This is a genomic window from Mesorhizobium sp. M0771 (assembly GCF_040320155.1).
Classification (GTDB): domain Bacteria; phylum Pseudomonadota; class Alphaproteobacteria; order Rhizobiales; family Rhizobiaceae; genus Mesorhizobium.
Genome location: NZ_JAMYPC010000024.1, coordinates 76,631 through 84,824 on the forward strand (window position 1 = coordinate 76,631; position 8,194 = coordinate 84,824).

At 64.4% G+C, this 8,194-nt stretch carries 7 protein-coding genes; 3 read left to right on the forward strand and 4 right to left on the reverse strand.

What is annotated here, in order from left to right; all coding sequences use genetic code 11:
• Positions 1-391 precede the first annotated feature (391 nt).
• Positions 392-745, forward strand: coding sequence for a cupin domain-containing protein (locus tag NKI05_RS27895; protein ID WP_023688994.1), 354 nt, complete (start codon positions 392-394; stop codon positions 743-745).
• A gap of 763 nt (positions 746-1,508) precedes the next feature.
• Here the strand turns inward: NKI05_RS27895 and NKI05_RS27900 are convergent.
• The 4 genes from NKI05_RS27900 to NKI05_RS27915 all read right to left on the reverse strand — a co-directional run bounded on the left by NKI05_RS27900 (position 1,509) and on the right by NKI05_RS27915 (position 5,384).
• The gene (locus NKI05_RS27900) at positions 1,509-2,336 is read right to left on the reverse strand and encodes a metal ABC transporter permease (RefSeq protein ID WP_023685454.1); all 828 of its coding nucleotides are present in this window, start codon (positions 2,334-2,336) and stop codon (positions 1,509-1,511) included.
• Positions 2,320-3,114, reverse strand: a complete 795-nt coding sequence (locus NKI05_RS27905; protein WP_023685455.1) for a metal ABC transporter ATP-binding protein — start codon at positions 3,112-3,114, stop codon at positions 2,320-2,322. The genes NKI05_RS27900 and NKI05_RS27905 overlap by 17 nt, the downstream gene beginning before the upstream one ends.
• A gap of 26 nt (positions 3,115-3,140) precedes the next feature.
• A complete protein-coding gene (locus NKI05_RS27910; RefSeq protein WP_023712495.1) occupies positions 3,141-4,022 on the reverse strand; it encodes a metal ABC transporter solute-binding protein, Zn/Mn family in 882 nt (293 codons plus the stop codon).
• A gap of 300 nt (positions 4,023-4,322) precedes the next feature.
• Complete coding sequence (locus NKI05_RS27915; protein ID WP_023814867.1) at positions 4,323-5,384, reverse strand: maleylacetate reductase; 1,062 nt, start codon at positions 5,382-5,384, stop codon at positions 4,323-4,325.
• Positions 5,385-5,774: 390 nt separating this feature from the next.
• On the opposite strand from NKI05_RS27915, the gene NKI05_RS27920 reads away from it, so the two are divergent.
• The gene (locus tag NKI05_RS27920; RefSeq protein ID WP_023814866.1) at positions 5,775-6,659 is read left to right on the forward strand and encodes an AraC family transcriptional regulator; all 885 of its coding nucleotides are present in this window, start codon (positions 5,775-5,777) and stop codon (positions 6,657-6,659) included.
• Between the two features lie 229 nt (positions 6,660-6,888).
• Positions 6,889-7,953, forward strand: a complete 1,065-nt coding sequence (locus tag NKI05_RS27925; protein WP_023814865.1) for an ABC transporter substrate-binding protein — start codon at positions 6,889-6,891, stop codon at positions 7,951-7,953.
• Positions 7,954-8,194 lie beyond the last annotated feature (241 nt).

The window sequence follows — 8,194 nt, forward strand, 5'->3', positions numbered from 1 at the left end:
GCAGCTTTGCGCCCAACGGGACACGGCGCTGCAACCGTTCACAGTCGGACCAAGACTCCGCCCTAGGGGTCGATATCGCAATGCAACAAATCTAACGCAGTGCAACATTGGAGGAGGCGACGCCGCTGATCTCCCCCCTTGAGGGGGAGATGGCCGGCAGGCCAGAGGGGGTCGGTTCGACCGGACTCGGCCCAATCCTGCAAGTGAAGGCAGGCGCTCCACGCGCGGCGACCCCCTCTGTCGCCTTCGGCGACATCTCCCCCTCGATGGGGGAGATTAGGTCCCCGCCTCCTTCGCCAAATCTCCGACATCCGGGGTCGGCCCTTGCGTTGCCCCCGTCACACGCATCGGCTATCCAACCGGCAGCCATGCAATTCAAACGGAGCCTCCCATGACCAACACCACCATTTTCAAATTCGGCGCTGTCGAGCATGCCGAGGGCGGCGACTTACCGGGCTGGATCGTTGTCGCGGGCCGGCCGACCATGCAGACCGCCGTGCAGCACACCACCGCCGACGGCAAGGTGCTGTCGGGCACCTGGCGGGCCTCGCCCGGCACTTATCACGCCACCTACACCGACTATGAGTTCGTGCACATGATCGCCGGCCGCATCATCATCACGCCCGATGGCGGCACGCCTGTCGAGGTCGGTCCGGGCGATGCGTTCGTGGTCGAAGCCGATTTCAAGGGCACCTGGCAGATCCTCGAGCCGGTAACCAAGCACTTCGTCGTCAAGCTTGCTTGATCGACGTAGTCAAGCTTGCTTGATCGACGTCGCCAGGGTCGCCTGATCGGCTCGTCGTCAGGCTTGCTTGATCGCGTCGTCAGGAGTGCCTGATCGGTGCCGATACACGTCGGCCGGCGCGGTTCATCGCCAGCGTCCCCCTCGCCCAGCAGGGGGAGGGGGACGTAGCGAAGCGAATATCGGTTAAGAGGGCGTCACCTCGTTCGCTTCGAACCGATGCGGATCGAAAAGCTGAGACGATGGCGTTCTGCGGAGCCTGGTCGAGATAACGCAGGCCAGGACTGCTGCCGGGTCGCCGGCGCGTCAGCCAAGAGCGAGCGGCGCACTTCGAGAGTGCATGCCGCCCGTCCGGCGCCGGGCCGTCAATGCTGTTGTTACGAAACCCCCCAGCCCCGTCTCAACCGCCACGGCCATGGCGTGACCCATGGCTTGCTATACGCATGCAGCACCGCGGTCTGTCAACGCCGCCCGCGATGGCCGCGGGGGGTCGCCTTTGCACCTCCCGGCCAGCTTCCAACCGGCCGCGCGGACGCCATTCGCCGCTACAAAATGCGCTTGAAATGGCGGTTTTCCGGGTGTTCCGGCCGCTCCGGAGCGGCCCTTTGGCGCGACAGAGGTCGCGATCTAGGCGATTGGATGAATTTGTCTTTCGCGGCTGAAACGTTTCAGGAGCCGATTTGTAAACCTGACTTTTTTTGGGTGTATTTCCCTCACGTCAGTTTTGCACTCCAGCCGGCCCGATCGACCCGCCGGAGGGCAAGCCTCAGGGGCCGGCGTCGGCGCTCTGAGTCTCTCGGACCGACGGGCGCCGGACCATGCCGCTGACGACATAGGCCGCCGCGCCCAGCGCCGTGATCCAGAAGCTCGTCGGCCAGTCGGTCAGGAAGGCGAGCGTCAGGCTGATCCAGGCGATGATCACGGCAAGCGCGATGGACGTCAGCACGCCGGCTCCGACGCCGCTAGTAAGCCTGAGCGCGGTGGCTGCAGGCGCCACCATCAGCGCGAAGACGAGCAGCACGCCGACGATCTGCACCGCCTCGGACGTGGCGACGGCGACCAGCACCATGAACAGGGTCGAGACAAGAGTGAGCGGCACGCCGCGCGCTTCGGCGAGTTCCGGCTGCAGGCTGGCGAACAGCAGCGGCCGCGCGATCAGCAAAAGCGCGACAAGGATCGCCACCGCCAGCACCGCAAGCACGATAACGGTGCGCAGGCTGATGCCCAGCACATTGCCGAACAGCACGTTGGTCGCCTGCGAGGCGAAGGCGGTGTAGAAATGCAGAAACAGCAAGCCCAAGCCGAGCGACAGCGTCAAAACGATGCCGATGGCGACGTCGCGATGCGCGCGTTCGCCGAGCAGGCCGATGCCGATGCCGGCGGCGACGGTAAACACGGTGAGGCCGAGAAACGGCGACAGCCCGATCAGGCCGGCGCCGGTGGCGCCGGGAAAGCCGACATGGGAGAGCGCATGACCGGCGAAGGTCTGGCCCCGGAGCACGAGGAAATAGCCGACCGCGCCCGAAACGATGCCGACGATGGTGCAGGCATAGAAGGCGTTGCGCATGAATTCATAGTCAAAGATCGTGGACATGCGCCCCGCTCTCCAGTTCGACATCGTCGGCCATGACGAAGATGCGGCCGGCAACCCGCACCACATTGATATGCGTGCCATAGAGTTTCGACAGCACCGGACCGCTGATGACCTCGTCGACGGAACCGATCGCCGCCTTGCGGTTGCCGAGATAGAGCACGCGGTCGACGGCGCGCAGCAGCGGGTTGATCTCGTGCGAGCAGAACAGCACGGCAATGCCGAGCCGCTCGCCGATCTGATGCACCAGGTCGATGATCGCGCGCTGATGGCCTGCATCGAGGCTGATCAGCGGCTCGTCGAGCAGCAGCAGTTGCGGATTGCCGATCAAGGATTGCGCGATCAGGATGCGCTGGCGCTCGCCTCCGGAAAGCTCGCCCAGCGGCCGCCGCGCAAGGTCGCCGGCGCCCACCTCTTCAAGAGCCTTCCACGCCGCCTCCTTCTCGGCAGCCGATGCGACGGGCCAGCCCCAGCGATGCCCGCCGGCGGCACTCAGCACGAAGTCGAGGCCGCTGACGCCGACATCGCCAAGCGCGCGCCGCGCCTGCGGCATATAGCCGATGTCGGCGTTGCCGCGCGTCGGCGATTTGCCAAGCACCGAAATGGCGCCGCCGGCCGGTTTGATCAGGCCGAGAATGGCGCGCAGCATCGTCGTCTTGCCGGCGCCATTGGCGCCGAGCAGGCCGACAAAGGCGCCTTGCGGTAGAGAAAAGGAGACGTCGGATAAAACCCGGCGTCCCCCATAGGTCAGCGTGACCTTGTCGAATTCGATTGCGTTCATTTAGTCACATTCATTCGCAGTCACATTCATTGTGTGCGGGCGGCGAGCGCCTTCTGGACCGCGTCGATCTGGCCGCCGAACCAGGTCTGGATCGTCTGGCCCGCCGGTTCCGTCTCGGTGACGCCGATGACCGTGACCTTGTTCTGCTTGGCGATGTCGAGCAGCCTTGTCGTTGCCTCGTCGGTCACCTGCGAATTGTAGAACAGGATCTTGGCCGAGCCGTCCTTCAGGCTGTTTTCGAACGCCGCCACCTGCGTGGCGCTCGGCTCCGCATCGTTCATCAAGGCCACCTGGAAATCGTAGTTCAGCATCTTGAGACCGAGCGCTTCCGCCATGTAGCCGAAGACCGGCTCGGTAGCCGTCACCTCGGTGCCGGCATAGGTGTTCTTGACGTCGGTGATTTCCTTGTCAATGGCCTCGAGCGAGGTCTGGAATGCCTTCAGGTTCGTCTCATAATACACGGCATTGGCCGGATCGCGCTTGGCAAGGTCGGCGCTCAGCGCCTTGGCGATGGCCGGCAGCGTCGCCGGGTCGTACCACAGATGCGGGTTGTCGCCCGACTTCTTGCCGATCAGGTCGGCGGCGACGATGGTCGTGCGATCCTTGGCTGTCGAGGCCGACAGCAGCTTGTCCATCCACGGATCGTAGTCGGCGCCGTTATAGATGACGATCTTGGCGTCGGCGATGGTGCGCGCCGTCGACGGGCTGGTCTCGAACAGATGCGGATCGTCATCGGGATTGGCCAGGATGCTGGTGACGGTGACGTTGCTGCCGCCGATCTGGCGGGCAAGGTCGCCATAGAAATTCTCGGCCGCCACGATGGTCAGCTTGTCTTCGGCGCGGGCAGCCGTGCCGGTCAAAAGCGGCACCGCGACGAGCAGCGCGGCGAGAAAGGGAATGCGACGCATCCGTGGTCTCCTTGCAGTCTGAAATGTATGTCGCCGGAGAGGCGGGCTGTGTAACTGTATAACAGTAACAATATAACGTTTGCGTCGAAAATACGGCTGATGTCAATGGGCTTTTCGAGCCGCGCAGTTTTTCACGCGCACAAACCGTGAGCGGCCTGCGCCGATCAGGCGGAGCCACTCATGCGTGTCGGCTATATGCGAAAGGGCAGGCGATCGCCGGCACCGCGAGGCCGCCGCGAGCACACCGTCGTGGCGGTATCCTGATGAATTCGCGGCGGGTAAGTTCCTTGCTTGTTGCCGTCAGTTTTGCGGACGTCTTCCCTCCCACGCGTCCTGCAACAGGGCGCGGATAGCGGCGCGGTCGAAAGGCCGCGGATTCCAGTATGGGTTCCTGGTCGCGATCTCGGCGGCGCGGTCGAGATCGGCCTGCTTGAGGCCGAGTTCTTTCAACGTCAGGGGCGCGCCGATCGCCTTGGCGAAATCGTGGAGACCGCCGCCGGCGCTGCCGCCAAGAATGTCGGCGACCGGCTTCAGCAAATCGGGCACGGCGACGGCGTTGAAGCCGATCGTGTGCGGCAGCATCACCGCATGGGTCTCGGCATGCGGCATGTCGAAGGAACCGCCCAGCGTGTGGCAGATCTTGTGGTGCAGCGCCATGCCGACAGTGCCGAGCACCGAGCCGCACAGCCAGGCACCGTGGAGCGCATCGCCGCGTGCATCGAGATTTTTCGGCTCCTTGATCAACACCGGCAGCGCCGTCTTCAGGGCACGTAGCCCTTCGGTCGCCATCAAGGTGGAAATCGGATTGCGGTCCTGTGCGTAAAGCCCTTCCGCCGCATGCGCCATGGCGTTGAGGCCTGAGGTGACGCTCATCGCCACCGGCAGGCCGACGGTCAGCTCCGGATCGTATAACACCACTTCGGGCAGGATATTTGCGTCACGCACCGTGGTCTTTTCGCCGTTCTCGGTCTGGCCGAGGATGGGCGTCACTTCGGAGCCGGCATAGGTGGTCGGGATGACGATCTGCGGCAGGCCGGTGCGCCAGGCGATCGCCTTGCCGAGACCGGTGGTCGAGCCGCCGCCAAGCGCGACGACGCAGTCGGCGTTGACCTCGGTTGCCTTGGCCATTGCCGCTTCGGTTACTTCGACCGGCGTGTGCATGGCCGCGCCTGAAAACGTGCCGGCCGCCATCGCGCCGATGGACTTGGCAAGCGCCTCGCCATCGGCTGCCCGATGCGGCGTCGACAATACCAGGGCCCGCTTGCAGCCGAGCTTTCCGATCCAGGTGCCGACTTCGGCCGAGGCGCCATTGCCGAAGACAATATGCGCCGGGCTGCCGGAATAGGTGAACGCTCTTGTCATGCCGCTCCGCTCCCTTTTGCACGGCACTATGACGAAGCCGAAAGCGAGCGACCAGCTCTCGCTGTCGGCGACACGTTTGAAATCGCCGAGCAACTCCGGCTTGACGCCAAACAGCGCGTCTTCGTGGAGGCGCGGATCGCCGCGCTCGCACACTTGCGTCGTCAGCGTCTCGCAGGCGGCCTGGGGGGCCTGATTTCTCCCGCGTACTCGCAAACGCGTCGCCTCGGTCGTAAAAATGTCAAAAAAGTATCAGTGTGATGGACACACCGTGGTGGCGGCGTCGCCGATTGCCGCCTAAGCTTTGATCACTGCAGAGAGCGGCAAACGCGGCCTGCGGGAGAGGGCACTGCAACTGGTCGCATGACCGGACCGGCGCCGGGAGGAACTGACATGAATCCGGACTTGGAAGTCGTCCAGATCAGACGTGGCGAGTCGTTCAAGGCCTGGGCCCATGGCTATCCCTTCCACACCGTGCGTTGGCACTTCCATCCCGAATATGAAATCCACCATGTCGTGGCGACCACAGGCCACTATTTCGTCGGCGACTTCATCGGCGAATTCGAGCCCGGCAATCTCGTGCTCACCGGCCCCAACCTGCCGCACAACTGGGTCAGCGACGTGCCGGCCGGCACCAGCGTGCCGCTGCGCGGCCGCGTCGTGCAATTCTCGCAAGAGTTCATCGCCGATGCCACCACGGCGCTGCCAGAACTCGCCGGTTGTGAAAACATTCTCGAACTCAGCCGCCGCGGCGCGTTGTTTTCTGCTGCCACTGCGAAGCTTGCCGCACCTGTGCTGGCCGAACTGGTCGAGGCACAAGGCGTGCGCCGCATCGCGCTGTTCATGGAGCTGATCGACATTCTGAGCCGCGCCGCCGATGTGCGGACGCTGACCAGCGCCAGCTATCTGCCTGACCCCTCGGGCTTCATGTCGGCCGGCGTCAACAAGGCGCTTGCCTATATCAACGCCAATCTGACCGAGCCGTTCAGCGAGAGCGACCTGGCAGCGATTGCCGGCCGCAGCCCGAGCGCGTTTTCGCGCAGCTTCCGCCGCCACACCGGCATGGCGCTGGTGCAGTACGTCAACCGGCTGCGCATCAACCTGGCCTGCCAGCTGCTGATGAGCGAGGCCGACATGCCGATCACCGAGATCTGCTACGCCGCCGGCTACAACAACATCTCGAATTTCAACCGCCAGTTCCTGACGCAGAAAGGCATGTCGCCGTCGCGCTTCAGGGCCTTGCTGGCGGAAAACATCAATGCGGAGATTGCCGCCTAACAGGGAGGACCGGGAGGAGCTTTAGACATTTTGGGAGACAAGGACGCGGGGTGCGTTGGAAGTGCCCTGTGCTGGAGATTGCTTGTCCTGAAATCCAGCAATATCAAGAGGATGCGTCGCGTAGATCAAGTGCGGCGTCATTCCTCGCAACAGTCCGACTTGCAGTCAAGGCCCGGCGCGCCATGTGGTGACAGGGCTTCGTGAAACAATTCAAACGGAGATATCAAAAATGACCAGATTTGCTTGGAAATCAGCCGGCGCCGCAGCACTGGCGCTTTCGCTTCTCAGTGGCACCGCCGCTCTTGCTGCGCCCGTCACCGACGCCACGGTCGCCTTCCTGATGCCCGACCAGGCCTCGACGCGCTACGAGCAGCACGACTATCCGGGCTTTGCCGCCGAGATGAAAAAACTCTGCCCCGGCTGCAAGGTGATCTACCAGAATGCCGATGCCGACGCCTCGCGCCAGCAGCAGCAGTTCAACTCGGTGATCTCGCAGGGCGCCAAGGCGATCGTGCTCGACCCCGTCGACTCGACCGCCGCCGCCTCGCTGGTCAAGCTGGCGCAGAGCCAGGGCGTCAAGGTCATCGCCTATGACCGCCCGATCCCGACGGCACCCGCCGACTTCTATGTCTCGTTCAACAATGAAGGCATCGGCAAGGCCATCGCCGACTCGCTCGTCGAACATCTCAAGGCGCTGAAGGTCGATCCGGCCAGCGGTGGCCTGCTGCAGATCAACGGTTCGCCGACCGATGCGGCGGCCGGCCTGATCAAGAAGGGCATTCATTCCAGCCTCGACAACAGCGGCTACAAGATCCTGGCCGAGTACGACACGCCGGAATGGGCGCCGCCGAAGGCGCAGCAATGGGCAAGCGGCCAGGTCACCCGCTTCTCCACGCAGATCGTCGGCGTCGTCGCGGCCAATGACGGCACCGGCGGTGGCGCCATCGCCGCCTTCAAGGCAGCCGGCGTCGATCCGGTGCCGCCGGTCACCGGCAATGACGCAACGATCGCCGCCTTGCAGCTGATCATCGCCGGCGACCAGTACAATACCATCTCCAAGCCGAGCGAGATCGTTGCCGCGGCTGCCGCCAACGTCGCCATCCAGCTTCTGTCGGGCGAGACGCCGAAGGCCGAAATGACCCTTTACGATACCCCCTCGCAGCTGTTCACGCCGGCGGTGGTGACGCAGGAAAACCTCAAGGCAGAGATCATCGACAAGAAGATCAATACCGCCGAAGAGCTCTGCGTCGATCGTTACGCCGAAGGCTGCAAGAAGCTCGGCATCACCAACTGACGATGCATGTCGCCCAAAAGTGCGCAGCGGTTTTGGGACAACGACATGCATAAAAGGACGACTTACTATCCTGATCCTGGCTTGGGGGGCGGGGGGGGGGGGGGGCGGGGGGGCGCGGGGGGGTGGGGGGGGGGGGGGGGGGGGGCCCGGGGGGGGGGGGGGGGGGGGGGGGGGGGGGGGGGGGGGGGGGGGGGGGGGGGGGGGGGGGGGGGGGGGGGGGGGGGGGGGGGGGGGGGGGGGG